This is a genomic window from Paenibacillus phocaeensis (assembly GCF_900021165.1).
GTDB classification, from domain to species: domain Bacteria; phylum Bacillota; class Bacilli; order Paenibacillales; family Paenibacillaceae; genus Fontibacillus; species Fontibacillus phocaensis.
Genome location: NZ_FCOQ01000029.1, coordinates 20652 through 38113, shown reverse-complemented (window position 1 = coordinate 38113; position 17462 = coordinate 20652). Strand labels below are relative to the sequence as shown.

The following is a 17462-nucleotide window of genomic DNA, read 5'->3' as shown; positions in this document are numbered from 1 at the left end:
GATGACCCGCGTTCTATCTGACAGGGGGGCTAAAATGAACATCGATTTCGCAACCGAAACAGACATCCGTTACATCGCCGAAAGGGACAAACATATCGCCCAGCCGCTGATTCCGGTTAAAGTCATGGCGAAAGAGATTTACATCCTTCGGGAAGCCGACCAAGAGATCGGCTGGATGAGGTTCGGTTATTTTTGGGATAACACGCCGTTTATGAACCTGATCTGGATTGACGATCCTTATCGGGGGCGGGGCTTCGGCAAACAGGCCGTCTTGCACTGGGAGGAGCAAATGAAAGAGCAGGGATTTCAGACGGTAATGACCTCGACCCAATCCAATGAGGACGCGCAGCATTTCTACCGGAGGCTAGGGTATGTGGATGTCGGGTGTTTGTTGCAGGAGCAGGCTCCGCTTGAAGTGATTTTGTGCAAAAAACTATACTAAGATTTGGTAGTGGGACAAAGAATGTGATCATCGCTTATGAAGGAGGTTCCGAGATGCTGAAATTATTCGAGTATAACTGGCAGGTCCGCAGGGATTGGTTCGACTGGTGCGAATCGGTAAGCGAGGACGAATTGATGAAGAAGCGCACAGGGGGCCTTGGCTGCATCCTCCCTACGCTGTATCACATTGTGGCGGTTGAGTATGGCTGGATCGTTGGAGGGATACAAGGAAAAACCGTCCATATCCCTTCTTTCGAGGAAGTGGCCAGCTTATCTCAGGTCAAAGCTTTTTCCGACCGCTGTCATGAGGAACTTGCTCCATTTATTTATGATTGGAAGGATAGCTTGGAAGATTGCGTAATGATCGATATTACGGATGACGGAGAACGGGAAGCCCACACCTACGGCGAAGTGATGCGGCATGTGATCGCCCACGAGATCCACCATATCGGTCAATTATCCGTATGGTCTCGAGAAATGGGCAAGAAGCCGGTGACGGCCAATTTAATCGGCAGGGGATTATTTGCTGAATAAGCTTTATATGAATTTACGCATGAGTATCTACCTCGATCCTCCTTGCAAAGAGGATTTTTGAATGGTCTCCCTCTTATTTTATTTTTCTAGATGGTCGCCCTCAGCTTTCGACAAACTCCCCCGGAATCGCTATGTATAATTTGGTTTAAAGGAGAGGGGTAAGCGGAGTCTGACAGGCAACTGCAAACTAGAATAAGGGAGTAGGAGGGACACAATGAGCATACGATCTATTCTGCTCCGGAGGAACGCGTGGCGGCTTCCTTCTTCACTGCTGCTGATAGGGATTGCCACGGGGGTCGCGAGCTGCAGCTTCGCTGGCCAAACCGAGGAGCCGCGTTCAGTTGGAGATCCGCGTTCTCGTCCTCAGATCAACATCGTCATCTCCAATCTGGGCATGACTTTTCCCGAAGGAATGGATGAAAACGACAACCGTTACCTGAATTATATCGAAGAGCAAACCGGCCTGGACATTCAGGTCAATACCCCCCCCACTGAAGTATACGATGAGAAGCTGGACGTGATTATGTCCTCGGGGAATCTCCCCGATCTCCTGCACGCCTACGAACCCGTGTGGTTTGACAATTATGTCAAGCAAGGGGCGCTGTTCCCCCTGGATGATCTCATCGATCAATACGGCCCCCATTTGAAAGCGAAAATTCCACCTGAAGTATGGGACAGAGTGAAATATGGCGGCAAGATTTATGCCGTGCCCAGTTTGAACGAAGTGACCGGTATCGAGTTGATGTATGCGCGAAAGGATTGGCTGGATCGGTTGGGGCTTAAGACGCCGAAAACGTTGGACGAGTACTACGAGGTCATCCAAGCCTTTACCCGGGACGACCCGGACGGCAATGGCCTGCAGGACACCATTGGTCTGACGTTCACGGCAAACCTTGGGCGATCCTCTCCGTTCTTCGGCGCCTTCGGAACGCAACTGAATACCTGGTTTGAACGTGATGGACATTTGGTCTACAGCAATATCCTTCCGGAAACCAAGGAAGCGTTAGGCTTCTTGGCCCGGTTGTACCAGGAAGGGCTGCTGGAACGTGAATTTCCATTAAATCTACAGACGAACTTGTTCGAGAAGATCGAATACGGGAAGGTGGGGTTATTCTCGGCAACCTGGTACGATACGCGCGGCCCGATTGCGGCCAATATGAACCGGGACCCGAACGCCCGCTGGATTCCCCTGGAATATCCGACAGGCCCAAACGGAGACCAAGGTGTATATGGCATCGACGTGATCCGCGGCTATAATGTCATCCCTGCCGATTCTAAGCATGCGGCAGAGGTCATTCAGCTGCTGGATTTCATCGCAAGTGATTATAAAACGCTGAAGCTGGGTTTTGAGAATGAAATATGGCGGCGGGAAGGGGATCGGATTGTGACGGATTTCGCCCTGCATGATGAGAGTCTGTATCGGGGAATTTACCAGTCCTTAGTGGACGTCCCCGACGAGACGTTATTTAAGCAACGCCTGGACTCGCTTGGCGATTTCAACTTGTATAACAATATCCAGACGATTCATCGCCATGTGATGCCCAATGCGTATTATGGGATTCCGACGCCGGCCATGGGGAAATACAACAATAACTTAAGCAAATTGGAGGACGTATTTGTAAAAATTGTTCTAGGTCTCGAACCGCTGGAAGCGTTCGACCAATATGTTGCGCGGTGGAAAGCGGAAGGAGGAAGCGAAATAACGAAGGAAGTCAATCGCTGGTACGAGAGCAGGAACTAAAGCGGCAGCTCGGCTTGGAGGAGGAGTGCGGTGATTCGATGGATCTTGAACCGGTTTTCGCACCATATTCAGTTCCGATTAACCGGATATTTTATACTTATTTTGCTTCCGTTGGTTTTGATCAGCCTGTTTGCGGTGGAGCGATCGCGGGATATCCTCTATGATCAGGCGGTAAAGCGGACCGAAACGGCCCTTTCCTCGGCCATGAACCACCTGGACCTGGTCTTTCAGAACGTTGAGGAAATCTCGACGCTGATCGCCGGTGACCCCGCGATGAATGCGCTGTTGAATGAGAACGGCAGCGATTTCTCGCCGCAATCGATCCTGGCCTTCTCTTATATTTTGGAACAATTGTCGAACTCGGTTTCGGTGAACCGGTATATCTCGCAAATCTCCGTCTACCATCCGGCCTCGGGCATGTTGATCTCCACTCATTACGGAGGCAAGCAGTTGGCGGGGGATGCGCAGAAGGAATGGTTTGTGGAGACCGCTCGCCATTACGGGACAGGAATCACCTATGTGAAGGCGGACTATCCGGTTACGAATGAGGTGACCTTTGGGCAGCTAACGAATACCGACAGTATCTCGCTGCTGCGGGCAATGGATTTGTACAACAGCGATCGCCAAGCCAATCTGCTTGTTGTATCGTTCAGTAAGAATAAACTTTTGAAGATTATCCGGACGCTGCTGCCATCGGACAACAGCCGGATTTCCCTGTCAAATGAACGGGGGGAAGTGCTGCTAGAGGTTGGCAGACTTACTGCTCCCCAACTTCCGGATCAGGAGATGACCGTCACCATCGATTCCTCGTACTCCACCTGGCGGTTAACGCTGGTCCAGCCGAAAAGCGAGCTGTACCTCGAGACGGATCAGCTGCGCCTGTTTACCTTTGCCATTATCGGGCTAAGCCTTCTTCTTGCCTTCACCGTTTCCTGGGTTGTCTACAGCGGAATCGCTTCTCCCGTATTGAAATTGGCCAAAGGCATGAGGCGGTTAAGCAGCGGGGAGCTTGGCACTCACGTTCCGTCGAATCGAAAGGACGAATTCGGCTACTTGATCCAATCCTTCAATCGAATGGCTACGGTGCAGAAGCATCTGATTGAAGATCATTATGAACAGCAGCTGCGGCTGAAAACAACCGAGCTCCGGTTTTTGCAATCCCAGATTAATCCGCATTTTTTGTACAACACGTTGGACTCGATCTACTGGATGGCCAAAAACTACGATGCGGAGGAAATCAGCGAAATGGTGATGAACCTTTCGAGCTTCTTCCGGCTCAGTTTAAACAAGGGGAGACAGGAGTTTACGATCGAAGAGAGCATTGTCCACCTGAATTATTATTTGCGAATCCAGCAGCTTCGCTTCATGGATAATTTCCGCGTGGAATACCGCATCTCGGAGCGGAGCAGGCAAATTCCGCTGCTTAAGCTGCTGCTTCAACCCATTGTCGAGAATGCAATCATCCATGGAATGGAAGGCAAGGAGTCGGGCGGTTACGTCATCATCTCCAGTTGGGTTGAACAGGAACGGACGGTGTTCATCCGTGTGGAGGACAACGGGCCGGGGATCGAGGAAGAACAGCTTCGCTATATTCAGCAGGAGCTGGACCGTATGGATCACCGCAAGGTTGCTGCTGATTCGCGGAATGAAGAGCAGGCGAAGGACTTATTTGGACTGCGCAACGTACTGAGCCGTATGAAGCTGTACTACGGCCCCGAGGCGAAGTTGACCGTACAGAGTACTTGGGGCGAAGGCACGGCCGTTTCAATATCGATTCCATTGGAGGGGGAACGAAATGAATCTCATGATCGTGGAGGACGAACCCCGTCTGCGCCAGGCGCTGGCCTATAATATCCTGTGGGAGTCGCACGGGATCGACATGATCGGAACGGCGGCCAACGGACGGGATGCCTTGCAGCTCATGGAGCGGAAGAAGCCGGATCTCATGTTGATCGACGTGCAGATGCCGGGCATGGATGGACTGGCGCTGCTGCGGGAGCTGAAGGAACGCGGATGGCTCACCCGGTTGATGAAGGTCATTATTTTAAGCGGACACGACAACTTCGAGTTTGCCCAGATTGCCTTAAAACACGGAGTTACCCGGTATTTGCTGAAGCCTGCGGGCGAGGAAGAGATTCTGGAAGCGGTATTGGAGGCACGCCGCCAACTGCAACAGGATTTGGAGCAATGGCGGCGGCAGGCGGCCTTGGAGAAGCAATGGCTGTCAAACCTGCCGCATTTGCAAAACCTGTTTTTTCTGCAATGGGCCAGCGGCAAGGTTGGACGCGAAGAGATTTTGGCCAAAAGCAAAGAGTTGCACATCCCGCTGCGACAGCAGGATCGGATCGCCGTTGCGGCGGTAGAGCTGGATCCTTATCCGGAAGATGAGGAGAAGGCGGAGCTCCTGAAGTTTACGTTGCAGTTCCTTGCCAAGGAGCTGTTAGCTCCTCCCGCCTGGTGGATTGCCGCCGACTCGGACCTGAATCTGATGATGGTATATGTGGTCAGCCCGGAGCTGGAAGCCAGCGAGGTGTTGCTGCGGATGAATGCGGATTTGTCCCAGCTGCTTTCCCGGGCCAAGGAGGTGCTGCATCGAACCGCCAGCGCCGGCATTAGCGCGTCAGTGGGACCGCTGGAGCACATGGATGTGTTATACCGGCAGGCTTGCCATGCGCTTCAGGAGCGGGTCGTGTATGGGCATGATCTCGTTATTCCTTATCAGGAGACAACTGGCGCGAGCGCCCGGCCCTTTGCGATCCAGCCGAACCTGGAGAAGGAGCTGGAGATTGCGATGGAAACGGCGGACGAGGCCAAAGCGATGGAAGCGTTGCGGGGAATCTGGGAGGGGCAGTTCTCCAAGATGGAGTCTTCGGATGAATTTCATGAGGCGCTGCTCTTTCTCCATGGTCTGTTTATCCGGATGGTTCAAAAGCGGGGGTGGACGATCAAGCAGGTGCTTGGCGAAGATGCGAAGTATGTACAGAACGTGAGTTTGCTCAGCACGCAGTCGCAGACCTGGACGCTCCTGACGAGAATTGTCAATCGCATCGTGACCTATGTTAAGGACCAGCGCAAAGCGAACAGCCACCAAGTCGTGAAGGAGATTCTCCGTTTGCTGAATGAGGAAATGGATCAGGAGCTGACCTTGCACATCGTGGCGGATCGCATGTATATCAACTCCTCTTATTTAAGCCGGTTGTTCAAGCAGGAGATGGGGGTTGCCTTCTCGGATTATGTGCTCGAGCGCAAGATGGAGCGGGCCAAATGGCTGCTGCAGGAAGGGCATAAGGTCTACGACGCCGCCCGTTCGGTAGGATACCGGGATGTCAGTTACTTCACTAAGGTTTTCCGCAAATATTGGGGGGTGAACCCCGGAGAGTGCAGGGGCTAGATCAAGTTTGGTTTGGCCAGGAGCTTTGGCGGGGGGCCGGGAGAGGGCAGGGTACAGGTGTAGGCTCAGGATGCGTGGGGGCAGTGCGGCAACAGCCCAGTTCTAACGCTGGTGAGCGGCGTTATTCGGGCCTAAACGGGGCTTTGCAAATTCTAACGCGGATTAGAACGCTTATTTCCGGATTTTCAGCGCGAAAGTACGATTTTTCCTCAAATAAGATGTTTAGCAAGCGTTAGAATGGGAAAGGCCCCGATTTTCGCGGAATAAGCGTTCTGGCAAGCGTTAGCGAGAAAATGAGAACGGAAGTTACCAGTATAGAAGGTGTTCAGCCCCCAATTGGGGGAATGCAGCAACAGCCCAGTTCTAACGCTGATGAGCGGCGTTATTCGGGCCTAAACGGGGCTTTGCAAATTCTAACGCGGATCAGAACGCTTATTTCCCGAATTTCAGCGCGAAAGTACGATTTTTCCACAAATAAGATGTTTGGCAAGCGTTAGAATGGGGAAGGCCCCGATTTTCGCGGAATAAGCGTTCTGGCAAGCGTTAGCGAGAAAATGAGAACGGAAGTTACCAGTATTGAAGGTTCAGCCCCCAATTGGGGGGGATGCAGCAACAGCCCAGTTCTAACGCTGATGAGCGGCGTTATTCGGGCCTAAACGGGGCTCTGCAAATTCTAACGCGGATTAGAACGCTTATTTCCGGATTTTCAGCGCGAAAGTACGATTTTTCCTCAAATAAGATGTTTAGCAAGCGTTAGAATGGGAAAGGCCCCGATTTTCGCGGAATAAGCGTTCTGGCAAGCGTTAGCGCACGAACGAACCCGCCCGAAACCTCCCGCAGCATAAGCGCCAAAAGAAGGCTTGACTCTCACATTACGTCATAGATCCTAATTCTCCCTAATTAAACTTTACTAGGAGTGGGAGTTATGAACCTTACAACGCTGCGTTCTGACCGCATTTATCGAAAAGTCGCCGAGGCCGCGCCCGAGGACAAGCTGGGCTGAATGCGAGAATTCGGTAAAGAAGGATTTGCAGATTTTCTATACGATGCCATCATGATTCACCTCAAACGTACTGCATAGCTCCCTCCCTCCCCAAGAAGCCGCAAGGCTTCTTTTTTTGTCTCCCGGCGGTCTAGAAACCATCAATTTACCACAAATAGTAATTACTCTCGCCTACTCAGCCGACCCGGTCCAACTTTACAATGTTAACACCAGTGGATGAAGGACAGAGGAAAGGGGGCAAGCTCATGCAATTGAAGAACGGATCCGGGACCGAAACGGCCAAGACGATCAAGCCCAAACGCGGGTATTGGAGCCGGCTCGGGCTCGACATCCGGAAGGAATGGGATCTCTATTTGCTGCTTGTGCCGGGCATTTTGTTCATTTTGCTGTTCAAGTACACCCCGATGTACGGAATCAGCATTGCCTTCAAGGATTTCAACATTTTCAGCGGCTTCGCGGACAGCCCTTGGGTAGGCTGGAAGCATTTCGAGAAGCTGTTTACATCGCCGGACTTTGCCCAAGTGTTCAAAAATACGGTGATCCTCAGTTTTCTGAAAATTGTGATTCTGTTTCCGCTCCCCATCGTCATCGCGCTTATGTTGAATGAGATGCGCAATCTCATCTTTAAACGGACGGTGCAAACCGTGATCTATCTGCCGCATTTCCTGTCCTGGGTGATCGTCGGCGGGTTATTTATGGATCTGCTGTCGACAAACGGAGGGATCGTTAACAAAGCGCTGGCCGCGATGGGAATGGAGCCGATCGCTTTCTTCCTGGACAACAGCGTGTTCCGCAGCGTGCTGATCACTTCGGCGGGCTGGAAAGAGACCGGCTGGAGCACGATCGTGTACCTGGCGGCGTTCACCACGATTGATCCGATGCTCTACGAAGCGGCGAGAATGGATGGGGCCGGCAGATGGAAGCAGCTGTGGCACATCACGTTGCCGGGCATCGCCCCGATTATCATCCTGATGTTTATTCTAAGGCTTGGCAGCGTGCTGGAGGCGGGTACCGAACAAATTCTGGTGATGTACAATCCGGTGGTCTATCAGGTCTCCGATGTCATCGGCACGTATGTGTACCGCAGGGGGCTGGGAAGTCAGGACTACAGCTTCTCGACAGCGGTGGGGCTCTTTGAAGCGGTCATCTCCTTCACGCTGGTCATCGCCGGGAATGCAGCCAGCCGTAAATATCTGCAGCGCGGGATTTGGTAGGAAAGGGGATTTTGCTGAATGGAACCTACACGGGCTTTGGAAGGAATACAAACATCGCGAAACGCAATCAAAACCTCGTTCTCCGAGAAATGCTTTACCGTTATTAATTACCTCTTCTTCATCTTGCTGGGGCTGACGACGCTGCTGCCCTTCGTCAATTTGCTCGCCAAATCCTTAAGCAGCGAGGGAGCCGTCATCTCCGGAAGGGTGGGCTTGCTGCCGGTGGGTCTTCAATTCGAGACGTATCAATATGTGCTCCAGGATTCCATGTTCCTGAATTCGCTGAAGGTGTCTGTCGCCCTGACCCTGGTCGGGACAACATGCAGTTTGTTTCTGACGACGCTGACGGCCTATCCGTTGTCCAAAGTTCGGCTGCGCGGCAGGAAGGGGCTGCTGCTGATCTTCGTATTTACCATGTTATTCAGCGGCGGGTTAATTCCGACGTACCTGTTGATGCAGAACCTGAACCTGGTCAATACGTTCCCGGTCCTGTTCCTCCCCGCGATGGTGAACGTGTACAACATGCTGATCATCAAAAATTATTTCGAAGGCCTTCCGGAAGAACTGGAGGAATCGGCCAAATTGGACGGTGCAGGAAATATTCGGATTCTGGCGTCGGTCATGCTTCCCTTGTCGCTGCCGGTGCTTGCTACGATCGGGTTGTTTTTTGCCGTGGCGTTCTGGAACGATTATTTCTCCGCCATGATCTACATCAGCGACCCGGCCATCAAGCCGATGCAGCTTTACTTGAAGGAGCTTCTCGTCTCGTCCAGCGGCGATTTTCTGAAGGATAATGTCGATGCCGCGATTAACACCACCCCGCAGTCGATTCAAGCCTCTTCGATCCTGCTGGCGACGATCCCCATCCTTCTTGTCTATCCTTTCTTGCAAAAATACTTCGTCAAAGGCGTGCTGGTGGGCTCGATTAAAGGTTGAGACAGACGTTTGGTGACGGCAACTTCCCGAAGGAGGTGATGCGCTCCGCTTGCAGTAGTGCCCTTAACCACAAACCCATTCTAAGGAGGTTATTCATGATTCTCAAATTTAAAACATCGGCGGTACTCACTGCGATTCTAGGTTTCACCCTGGTGTTGTCCGGCTGCGGCGGGGGAGGCGGAACCTCGGAGCCATCTGCGGCTCCGCCCTCGGACAGTCCAACGAACACGTCGACGGAAGGAAGTAAAGGCGGGGGCAGCTCGGATAAACCGGATCTGCGGATGATTATGCAATACGGGTTGTTTGATCCGAAAACTGAATATGTGGCGAAATACATTGAGGAAAGAACCGGCTTCCATGTGGATTATGAACTCTTGCCCGCAGAGAATGCCGATGAAAAGCTGAACCTGATGGTATCCAGCAAAGAGAATTATGACATCGCCAAGCTGAATGCGGCCCAGTTCTACAATCTGGCTTCGGCGGGAGCGCTCGAGCCGCTGGATGAGCTTATCGAGGCCCATGGCAACTATATTCAACAATCCATCAAGCCGGAGTCCTTCGCCAGCGCAACGATCGACGGAAAAATCTACGGCATTCCCGAGACCGGGGCGGGCGTGAGCATCGGCGAGGAGCTTGTCGTCCGGCAGGATTGGCTGGATGAGTTGGGCTTGTCGATCCCGACCAACCGGGATGAGCTGTATACGGTGCTGAAGACGATCAAAGAGAAGAAAAACGTCATCCCGCTGACGATGAGCAAGGATTCCATTTACGGGGACATCGCCGCCACTTTTGGCGTGTATACGGACTGGAAAGAAGTCGACGGCAAGCTGGTACATCGGGCCGAGCAGCCTGAGATGAAAGAATACATCACTTATATGAACCAATTGTACAAGGAAGGTTTGCTGGATACGGAAACTCCGCTGAACACCGCACAGGAATCGATCGAGAAATTCTCCGGCGGCAATGCGGCCATGTATAAGCTGGCTTGGTGGAATGCGGGCTCAACCATCGCTGCCCTGCAGAAGAACTTCCCCGAGGCTAAAACGACGATCGTTCCTTATCTGAAAGGACCGGACGGGAAAGCGGCTGTTGGCGCGAAAGCGAACACGACCTGGTATATCGGCATTCTGAAATCCTCCAAGCGTAAAGAAGCCGCTATGCAATTCCTGAACGCGAAGCTGGAGCCGGAGACATTCAAAGGCATCGCTCTCGGGCAGGAAGGTGTTCATTATGAAGTGAAGGACGACAAGTATTATCCGATTCTCCCGATCTTCAACGATCAATTGAACAATGCCAGCAGCTTTCTGACCGGCGTTGACGAAGAGAAATATCCGATTTACTGGCAGGCGCGCGTACGCAAAGATCCGGTACTTCAGGCGCATTTTGAAGCGTTCCAGAAAAATGCGGAAGGCCTGATCGTTGTGGATCCGATGTCGACGGCACCCCCGATTGAAGCGGTGTCCCAAAATCTGCTCAAGCTGACAACGTTGCTGGATGATAATGTGCTGCAATTCATTTCAGGGGCGAAGCCCATCGAGCAATATGATCAATTCCTGGCGCAATGGAGGGCGGAAGGCGGAGCGGATATGGTCGCTGCGGCGAACGAGTGGTTCCAGTCAACCCAATAGGGAGTTCTGCGAATGAAAAGGGGGAAGCGGATGAAACATGCGTTGCAGAAACGAATGGCCGGGCTGATCTGTCTCTCCTTGCTGACGGCATGGTTCTGGCCCGGCTTGCCGATCACCTCTTCGGCCGCCGGGGCAGAGGAGATACTGCACGTGCAAGAGGCTGGAAGGGAACCGGTACAGTTGGTCTCCGAAGACGGCGGCACCTCTCTTGTATTCACGGACATTAACGTGGCGGAAGCCCAACTGGAAGATAAGAACGATTATCTCGCCTTATACACAAGCGGTGCTACGGTGACCGATGCGGCATATGCCCTCTCTGAAATCCGGGTTCCGGAGCTTCATGTTGCCGTCGCCGTGGATGCAGGAGGCTTCGTGCAGGAAGTGATTGGCCCGCAGGACGATCCCCCGGCAACCTGGGATGCCGAGCAAATGCTCCCGATTCCGGACGGAGGGTATGTCGTATTGGCTGGAGGGGACAGCACCTGGGCGGAGTCGAATTATAAGCAGACGCTTTATCGACAGTACCGTCCGGGGGATCAGGTGAAGCTGATGCGAGCAGGGGTGGAGGTGACGGCGGCGGATTTCCTTCCGTTATCGCCGGATCCGGAGCCTGAACCTGAGCCTGAGCCCGATCCGGATCCGGAGCCGCAGCTTCCGGAGCTCATCATGATGACGGAAGACCAGACCCTCGTAGAGATTCCCATTATCGAGGTGGCTGGATTTGTGGCGAACTACGACGAGAAGCTGGAGCTCGCCGTTACGGTGAACGGGGAGCCGGCCGACCTGTCGGCTGAAGGGGTTTTTCGCGAGACCGTGTACTTGAGTCCTGGAGGGAACGCAATCACGATCCGGCTGCTCCAGGCAGGGGAGGAGATCACGACGAGCACACTGACGGTTAGCTATGAACCGGCGGAGAATCAGGACTATATCGAAGTCGAAGCCGCGCCGAAGGACATCTCGATCGACATCGATGGGCCGCGGATCAAGATCGACTTCGTCGATAAAGACGTGACGGGCGTACCGAATATCGTAGCCTTGTTTACGAGAGATTACGGCAGCTCCATCGAGATTCCCCAGACGAATGTGGCGGTCCAGGTTGACGCGGGCAATCGGGTCTTGCAGGTCATCAATCCGTCGATCAATGGCCAGCCTCCCGTATGGACCGGACCCACGTCTCTTGACATCCCGGAAGAAGGTTACGTCCTGATGGCGCAGGACAACAGTTATGCCGGCAACTACATCAAACGGTTCCTGGCGGAAAATTTCAAGGTTGGAGATGTCATCAAGCTGCGCAAGAACGGGGAGGTCGTATCGGTACGGGATCTGATGAGCGGAAACGGCCGGATCGCCCGGATCCAGTTGAACAATCAGCGGATCTATACCGTGACAGAGGGAAATACGGTCATCTCGGGAACGATTGAGAACATCGACAATCCGGCGGCCATCCAGTTGCTGATCAATGAGAGCGCTATCCCTTTTGACGGGAATGGAGCCTTCAGCTATACCTACCCGTTAACGAAAGGCACCAACTATATCGAAATCAAAGTGTTGAAAAACGGGGTCGAGCAGGATCGGCGGGACCTTGCGGTGTTCGCCCGGGACAATTTATCCGCGGAGAAACAAGTGATTCTTTGGGTAGATCAAGCCTCTAATGCGAAGAAGTTCCAAACCAGCGAGCAGGTGCGCGCTTTTCTCCAAAAGGCCAAGGACAGCGGGGTGACCTCCATCGCATTTGATGTGAAGGGCGTTGAAGGGTATGTCTCGTACAAGAAGAACGACTTGACCGGACGGCCATACGTCAGCGAAATCCAAGCTCCGGAGAAGGCCGGTGCCAGCCCGAACCTGGATCTGCTGCAGGAATTCATCGATCACGGCCACGCCTTGGGGCTGGAAATTCATGCGGCTATTAATGTCTTTGCCGAAGGATCGATTGCCTACAACGAGTTCGCGGTGTTGAACGACCACCTGGATTGGGAAGAACGCGTGCATTATGCGGAAAACAACGGCGAGATCAAACGGCTGCGGGAAAGCGCCAAGCAGGGATTGGTGGCTTTCGTCAATCCGGCAAATGATGAGGTGCGCGAATACCAGCTCAAGACGTTTGAGGAGATTATCAAAAACTATAACGTAGACGGCGTGATCCACGACCGTGGGCGGTACGACAACGAAGGCGCGGATTTCAGCGAGGAGACGAGGGTCAAGTTCGAGCAGTTTTTGCTTGAGCGCGGCAAGCAGTTGAACGATTGGCCGAATGATATTTTCTATTATGAAAATAACGCCAGAGTCGATGGACCGCTCATTCAGGATTGGTGGGAGTTCCGTTCGGGGATCATTCAGAGCTTCTTCCGCGAAGCGAAGTCGCTGGTGGATTCCTATGAGGCTCAAACGGGAAGAACCATTCAAGTCTCCTCCTACGTGGGATCCTGGTATGAGACGTATTATCTCAACGGGGTGAACTGGGGAAGCAAGAACTTCCGAATCCACCCTTCGCTGGGCTTGCCGGTAGAGTCCGTATATACGCCGGAGTATTACGATACCGGGTATATAGAATACTTGGACTTTCTGATGATTGGGGCTTATCAGACCACCAGCCAGGAGATTCAGAAATACATCACCCTCGGGAACATCGTCACGAATGGAGAAATTCCGCTGTACGCGGGCATCGCCCTGAACAATGTGCAGCTCCCCGCCGTCCAGCGCGAGGTATTCCAGGCAGGCTTGAGAACGACGAACGGCCTGATGCTGTTCGACGCCTCCCAGATCAACTGGGCGATCGCCAAGGCGGCGCTGCAGGACCGCGAATGGGTGAAGGATTATCAGCTTGGCATAAGCTTGCCCGACAGCGCCGATACGTTTCTGGAAGGCCATTATTACAATGTGAATCGGGTGGAGGGCAACATTAACGTCATGACGGAGGCTTACGGCACGACGACCGGCACGAATCACTTCGGCGTCGAAGTGGTCGTAGACAACACCGGCGTTGTCACCCGTGTGGCGAACCGGAGCCAAGCGATCAACTGGAGTTGGGCTGCACCGGAAGAGAACAACAGCGTGATACCGCCTGGCGGCTTCGTCATCTCGACGATCGATCCTTCGGGTACGAGAACGAACCGGCAACTCGTAGCGAACGCTTATGAAGTGGGCGATCAGGTTCGTGCGGCCGTATTAAGCGGGCTGATGGACGATGAGCTAAGGGAGACACGGGACAGCCATTATCTGCTGGAAGGAACGGTTGAAGTGCTCGGTCCGGGAACGCCTACCGTCAAAGTGAACGGGGAGACAGCTGCCCTTTCACCTGCCGGGGTTTTTACGGTCAACGTTCCGTTAACGACGGGGATCAATTTCGTCCAAGTGGAGGTGTATGTGGATGAGCGGAAGACGAACCGCGATGCGGTACAAATCATTCGCACGTCCACCGGGGACGGCAGCTCGAGCCCCGGCCAGCCCGGTTCGTCCGGCGGCAGCAGCAGCGGATCAACCTCCTCTCCTGCCAAACCCGCGAAACCGGACCGCTTGAACGTTGAGAAGACAACGGCGGAGAACGGGCAGGTGACCATTCATGCCAAAGTCGATTTGTCGCAGATGCTTGAAGAGGTGAAGAATCTGCGGGAGAAGCCGGCCCAATCGCAACAGCTGAATTACGACTTCAAGGATCCAGCCGATGTCATCACCCTGCACCTGCCGACGCCGGGATTGGAGGCGGTTGTGAAGGAGCTGCCGGAAGGCGCTATTCTTCTGGAGTCTTCGTTAGGAAGGTTGGAGCTGCCTGTCCAGGCGTTAAGCGAAGCGCTGAATCAGCTGGGGACAGCGGACAGTTTGCAGATCCGCATCGCCCTCCCCGAGAAAGCTCAGGAATACCGGCTTAACCTCTTGTTGCCGGAACAGGCTGAACGGCTCGGATCTATGCTGGAGGTTTCCTTCTTCGGGGGACAGGGCGGCAGCCAAACTGTACTGCCTGTCTTCTCAAGCTCCTACGCGAAGCTTACGACTGCACCGAGGTCTGGAGCCGAAGATGCCGATACGACGACCGTTCTCCTTCTGGAACCTTCTCTGAATCGCTATGCCTTTGTACCTGCGGTCCTCACGAGAGAAGACGGAAAGTCCCGGATCACGTTCCGGTTGAAGGGAAGCGGGATCTATGCGGCGATTTCGTATCGGAAGACCTTTACGGATATGAACGGCCATTGGGCGGCCGATGAGGTTGCATTGCTCGCCTCCAAAACGGTCATCCAGGGAACTTCTGACACGGAGTTCAGTCCCGATGCTTCGATCACGAGAGCCGAATTTACCGCGATGCTGGTCCGCGCGCTGGGTATTGCGGGACAATCGGGGCCCAACGCCAACCTGCACTTCAAGGATGTCAGCTCCGGCGTTTGGTATGCAGATGCGGTGTCGGCAGCAGTGGAGCACGGGTTGATTGAAGGTTATGATGGTGGAGAGTTTCGCCCGAACGAGCCAATCACGCGGGAGCAGATGAGCGTGCTGCTAGTTCGTTCCTTGAAGCTGGCTGGGGTAGAGGTTGCCCCTAGAAATCCCGACTCCATGCTGACGGGGTTCAAGGATCGCGGCCATATCGGAGCCTGGGCCGAAGAAGCGGTTGCAACCGCGGTGGATTCCGGCTTAATGAAAGGGCGCGGAGGTGATCTGTTTGCTCCTGGGTCATCCTCCACCCGTGCCGAAGGGGCAACGGTATTGGCCCGGATGCTGCGGATGGCGGGCTTGATCCATCCGTAAGCGAGGAGCCCCGGGCGGTAACGTTCGGACATGAAAATGCCAGCCTGCGGTGAAAGCTACCCGCAGGCTGGCATTTGCTCTTCCCGAATCAAACCGGGCGCAGCTTCGGCCATTGCAGTTCGATCCCTTGCTGGATGAGCCGCTGCTGAAAGTCGGATAAGGTTCCTTCATGATTTCGAACCTCGGTTGGAAAGAGGTTGCGGTCCAAGCAGAAGCTGGCGCAGCTCCCCGCCGCCTCGCCGATGTTCCATTCTACGGGATGAAGGCGGTAACAGCCGTTTGTGATATGGGTGGTCCCGATATTTTTGCCCGCGGCCAGCACGTTCTTGACCCGCTTCGGAATCAGGCTGCCCAGCGGAATTTGAAAGGGCAAGGAGGAGATATCAATATAAGGCCGGTTGTCTGTACTCGGATGCAAATCAATGCGGTAACAGCCGACGCCGACGGAATCCGGGAACACTTCGGCTGTACCGTCCGGCCGCGAATCCGTGGCGACATGCTGCTCCAGCACCGTGAACTCCGCCTGGATTCTTCTGGACTCGCGGATATAGGGAGCCATGGCGAGCCCGTCCTCCGTCCCGACGACATCGCGGCGCAGCCGCAACCCCGGGTAGCCTTGACCGCCGTCCGGCCGGGGGGCTTCGGTCTGCAGCCAATACAGCAGCGACAAGCTCAGCTGCTTGGCTTGGTGGAGATGCAGCGCGGCTTCCTCCTCCGGAACGTCGATGATGGAGCCGAGCCAATAATCGTTCTGCGGCCAGTTGACCAGGGAGACCGGATGGAATCCGAAGCGGCTGTCAAAATGGGCGGGATCGAGAATTTGCCGATATTGAAACAACGGGAATTTGCCTCCCTCGTCCGGGAAAATAGCATATTCCACCGGCTCGTTTGTGGAGGGCTTCACGCCGGTTAAGCTTAACAATCGGTCCGGCCAGAAATCAGGCTTATACTGCCGCCAGAAATCGTACATTGCGGGTTTGTCGATGAGATGTTCTTCCCCCTCCGTATAATCGACGGCAAAGCAGTAAGTAAAACTCTGGATGTCCTGAGGTGCCGGATCCCCGTCCACTGCATGGGGTTCTCCGGTTTGCGCTTGGGATTCCGCGCCGGTCACATACTCGATCCCCGCGAGCGGCAGCAAATCGCCAAGCTCGGTCGCATCGATAAAAAACGGAGCCTGAAGCACCCACTCATCTCCGCTGCCGAGATGACGTACTGTAACGCTGTTCACAACATCTCCAGCGGTTTCGGCCTGCCGGACTTGGCAGTTGTACAAAATCGTCACCTTTCCGCTGTGAATGTATGGCGCCAGCATTTGCTCCAGCACGGCTACGCCGACGCGCGGGTCATGACTGATCCGGCTGACGATGCCGCTGCCGGGGTTCAGTTCGGGAAGGGCCCGCGCCGCCGCCGTCATCGGAAAGTGGTCCCGGTAATACCGGCGGACGCCCTCGCGGAAGCTCCGGTAACGTCTCGTACATCCAAATTGCTCGATCCAGGGGTGCTCATCGGGAGGAACGGCTTGACTGGTCAACTGTCCGCCGATCCAGCGCGTCTCCTCCGTCATAATGACGGTTTTGCCGGAAGCCGCCGCGGCCAGGGCTGCGGCGGTTCCTCCGGTTCCGCCCCCGAGAATCACGACATCTGCCTGCATTTCGCGTTTCATCGCATGTGCTCCTTTGGCTCAAATTTATGAAACTAGGCGTTAAAATGCCAGGGTTGCCTTCATTGTAAAGGGTCCGGCAGGGGAGGGGTACGGGAGGCGGGTGACCTTTTATGGTAATCTCATGTAGTTTCGCGACTTCCCTTCCCCCAATTGACGTCGGATCTGGTATGCTGG

General features: G+C 54.1%; 10 protein-coding genes. 9 read left to right on the top strand and 1 reads right to left on the bottom strand.

Going from position 1 to position 17462, the window contains the following annotated elements; all coding sequences use genetic code 11:
- The first annotated feature begins 34 nt into the window (after positions 1 to 34).
- The 9 genes from BN3795_RS18570 (at position 35) to BN3795_RS18530 (ending at position 15622) form a co-directional block, all read left to right on the top strand.
- Entirely contained in the window at positions 35 to 442 is a 408-nt protein-coding gene (locus BN3795_RS18570; protein ID WP_068786189.1) for a GNAT family N-acetyltransferase, read from the top strand.
- Positions 443 to 495: 53 nt separating this feature from the next.
- The gene (locus tag BN3795_RS18565) at positions 496 to 975 is read left to right on the top strand and encodes a DinB family protein (RefSeq protein ID WP_068786188.1); all 480 of its coding nucleotides are present in this window, start codon (positions 496 to 498) and stop codon (positions 973 to 975) included.
- A gap of 214 nt (positions 976 to 1189) precedes the next feature.
- Positions 1190 to 2716, top strand: coding sequence for an extracellular solute-binding protein (locus tag BN3795_RS18560; RefSeq protein ID WP_068786187.1), 1527 nt, complete (start codon positions 1190 to 1192; stop codon positions 2714 to 2716).
- A 30-nt stretch (positions 2717 to 2746) separates the two neighbouring features.
- Positions 2747 to 4567 (top strand): cache domain-containing sensor histidine kinase, encoded by a 1821-nt coding sequence (locus tag BN3795_RS18555; RefSeq protein ID WP_068786186.1) that lies wholly within the window; start codon positions 2747 to 2749, stop codon positions 4565 to 4567.
- Positions 4512 to 6107, top strand: a complete 1596-nt coding sequence (locus tag BN3795_RS18550; RefSeq protein ID WP_068786185.1) for a response regulator transcription factor — start codon at positions 4512 to 4514, stop codon at positions 6105 to 6107. Before BN3795_RS18555 ends, BN3795_RS18550 begins: the two co-directional genes overlap by 56 nt.
- A gap of 1248 nt (positions 6108 to 7355) precedes the next feature.
- Positions 7356 to 8324 (top strand): ABC transporter permease, encoded by a 969-nt coding sequence (locus tag BN3795_RS18545; RefSeq protein ID WP_068786184.1) that lies wholly within the window; start codon positions 7356 to 7358, stop codon positions 8322 to 8324.
- Positions 8325 to 8342: 18 nt separating this feature from the next.
- Positions 8343 to 9260 carry a carbohydrate ABC transporter permease gene (locus tag BN3795_RS18540; RefSeq protein ID WP_068786183.1) on the top strand — a complete coding sequence of 306 codons (918 nt, stop codon included), beginning with the start codon at positions 8343 to 8345 and terminating at the stop codon, positions 9258 to 9260.
- Between the two features lie 95 nt (positions 9261 to 9355).
- Positions 9356 to 10888, top strand: coding sequence for an extracellular solute-binding protein (locus BN3795_RS18535; RefSeq protein WP_232729976.1), 1533 nt, complete (start codon positions 9356 to 9358; stop codon positions 10886 to 10888).
- 30 nt (positions 10889 to 10918) lie between these two features.
- Positions 10919 to 15622 carry an S-layer homology domain-containing protein gene (locus BN3795_RS18530; protein ID WP_068786182.1) on the top strand — a complete coding sequence of 1568 codons (4704 nt, stop codon included), beginning with the start codon at positions 10919 to 10921 and terminating at the stop codon, positions 15620 to 15622.
- Between the two features lie 88 nt (positions 15623 to 15710).
- On the opposite strand, the gene BN3795_RS18525 is transcribed toward BN3795_RS18530, so the two are convergent.
- On the bottom strand, positions 15711 to 17288 hold the full coding sequence (locus tag BN3795_RS18525) for an FAD-dependent oxidoreductase (RefSeq protein ID WP_068786181.1): 1578 nt from the start codon (positions 17286 to 17288) through the stop codon (positions 15711 to 15713).
- Positions 17289 to 17462: the final 174 nt, after the last annotated feature.

Excerpts from the sequence above, each read along its gene's own strand:
- BN3795_RS18535 (WP_232729976.1), top strand. The coding sequence starts at position 9,356 with ATGATTCTCAAATTTAAAACATCGGCGGTACTCACTGCGATTCTAGGT.
- BN3795_RS18540 (WP_068786183.1), top strand. The coding sequence starts at position 8,343 with ATGGAACCTACACGGGCTTTGGAAGGAATACAAACATCGCGAAACGCA.
- BN3795_RS18525 (WP_068786181.1), bottom strand. The coding sequence starts at position 17,288 with ATGAAACGCGAAATGCAGGCAGATGTCGTGATTCTCGGGGGCGGAACC.
- BN3795_RS18560 (WP_068786187.1), top strand. The coding sequence starts at position 1,190 with ATGAGCATACGATCTATTCTGCTCCGGAGGAACGCGTGGCGGCTTCCT.
- BN3795_RS18550 (WP_068786185.1), top strand. The coding sequence starts at position 4,512 with ATGAATCTCATGATCGTGGAGGACGAACCCCGTCTGCGCCAGGCGCTG.
- BN3795_RS18565 (WP_068786188.1), top strand. The coding sequence starts at position 496 with ATGCTGAAATTATTCGAGTATAACTGGCAGGTCCGCAGGGATTGGTTC.
- BN3795_RS18570 (WP_068786189.1), top strand. The coding sequence starts at position 35 with ATGAACATCGATTTCGCAACCGAAACAGACATCCGTTACATCGCCGAA.
- BN3795_RS18530 (WP_068786182.1), top strand. The coding sequence starts at position 10,919 with ATGAAACATGCGTTGCAGAAACGAATGGCCGGGCTGATCTGTCTCTCC.
- BN3795_RS18545 (WP_068786184.1), top strand. The coding sequence starts at position 7,356 with ATGCAATTGAAGAACGGATCCGGGACCGAAACGGCCAAGACGATCAAG.